Genomic DNA, 1,466 nt, shown 5'->3' with positions numbered 1-1,466 from the left:
TCGCTCCTCCCGAAGCCCTGCCCCGGTCTCCGCAGGTAGTTGGGCGAAGGCGGGCGAATCCCATCAGGGCTTTGAACCGGCTCCCGCTCCCTGTGGTACAATCAGCCCGTTATGCGCGTCCTCAAGGTCCTGCTGATCGAAGACGATCCGGCGCTCCGGAAGGAAGCCGAGGCGACGCTGCGCCGGGCCAGGTACTCCGTCAAGCCGGCAACCGATTTCGGGGAGGCCGGGGAAATCCTCCGCAAGGCCGGGGGGGAAATGGTCGTCCTCTCCGAGCTTTCCGTCGGCGGAGAATCCGCGGTCGAATTTCTGAAGACCACCCTTCGGCGTTACCCGCAGGTTCCGTTCGTTTTGCTGGCGAAATCCCCCCCGCTGGAGCTGGTGATCGAGGCGCTCAAGCAGGGGGCCTACGATTTCCTGAGAAAGCCGGTCGATCCCGGCATCCTCTGCCATTCCGTCGCGCGCTCCGTGGAAAAGCTCAACCTGAGCATCGAGGGGGAGAGACAGGAAAAGGAGATCCGGGATCTGCTTTCCCGGAGCAGGGCGGAACTGAAGAAGAGCTCCTCGATCAACCGGTTCAAGAGTTTCCTGATCTCCACGACGGCGCACGACTTCCGGGGGCTGCTCACCGTCCTGGACGGCTACCACCAGATTATCCGGGAAAAATGCAGCAAGGGATGCTCGGCCGTGGAACAGATCGACCTGCTGGAGCAGTCACGACGCTCCATCGCGCGTCTACGGTCGATGTGCGACACGCTGCTCGATTACGACGCGGCGGAGAAGGGGGAGCTGAAGGTCGCCGCCACCAGCTTCGCCCTGGATTTCCTGCTGAAGGAGTGCGTCGACTTCTACAGACCTTACGCCGAGCAGAAAAGAGTCCGGATGGAACTGGAAATCCCGCTTCCCGCCGTCAAGGTAAAAGGAGACCCGAACCGCTGCCTGCAGGTGCTCGACAATATCCTGTACAATGCCATCAAGTTCACCCCCGCGGATGGGGAGATCCGGATCGGGACGAGGAAGGAGGACGGGAAATCCGTGACCGTGTGGGTCCACGATTCCGGAGCGGGGATCCCGGAATCGATCCAGAAAAAAATCCTGGACGGGGACCGTACTGTGGCCAGCAAGGACGGAGACGCAAGGATCGGGCTTGGCCTCACCATCTGCAAAAAACTGCTCGATTCCCAGAAAGGAAGGCTCTGGTTCGAGAACGATCATGGGAAAGGGTTGAAGGTATTGTTCTCACTGCCCGCCTGATGTACTTCCCCTAAAAGGCAAACATTTGCCTTTAATTCCCCTTTTCGTCACCTGAATGGTGAATCCGTGGTACTCTTTCCCCGAAATGCAACTGGCAAAGTTTTCGACACAACTCCTTGGATATCAGACATAATTCCTGGAAAAACAGGAATAAATGTCGGTTTCGTTGGGACAGGCATGCCGCTTGCGAGGGGGTATCCGGTCCACAGGAG

At 58.9% G+C, this 1,466-nt stretch carries 1 protein-coding gene; it reads left to right on the top strand.

Annotated features, from left to right (window positions below; all coding sequences use genetic code 11):
* Positions 1-111: 111 nt before the first annotated feature.
* Complete coding sequence (locus tag A2X88_03900) at positions 112-1,254, top strand: hypothetical protein (protein OGP34889.1); 1,143 nt, start codon at positions 112-114, stop codon at positions 1,252-1,254.
* The last annotated feature ends 212 nt before the right edge of the window (positions 1,255-1,466 follow it).

Source organism: Deltaproteobacteria bacterium GWC2_65_14, assembly GCA_001797615.1.
GTDB lineage: Bacteria > Desulfobacterota > Deferrimicrobia > Deferrimicrobiales > Deferrimicrobiaceae > GWC2-65-14.
The sequence above is the reverse complement of the archived record's forward strand: the minus strand, read 5'-3'. Positions and strand labels throughout refer to the sequence as shown.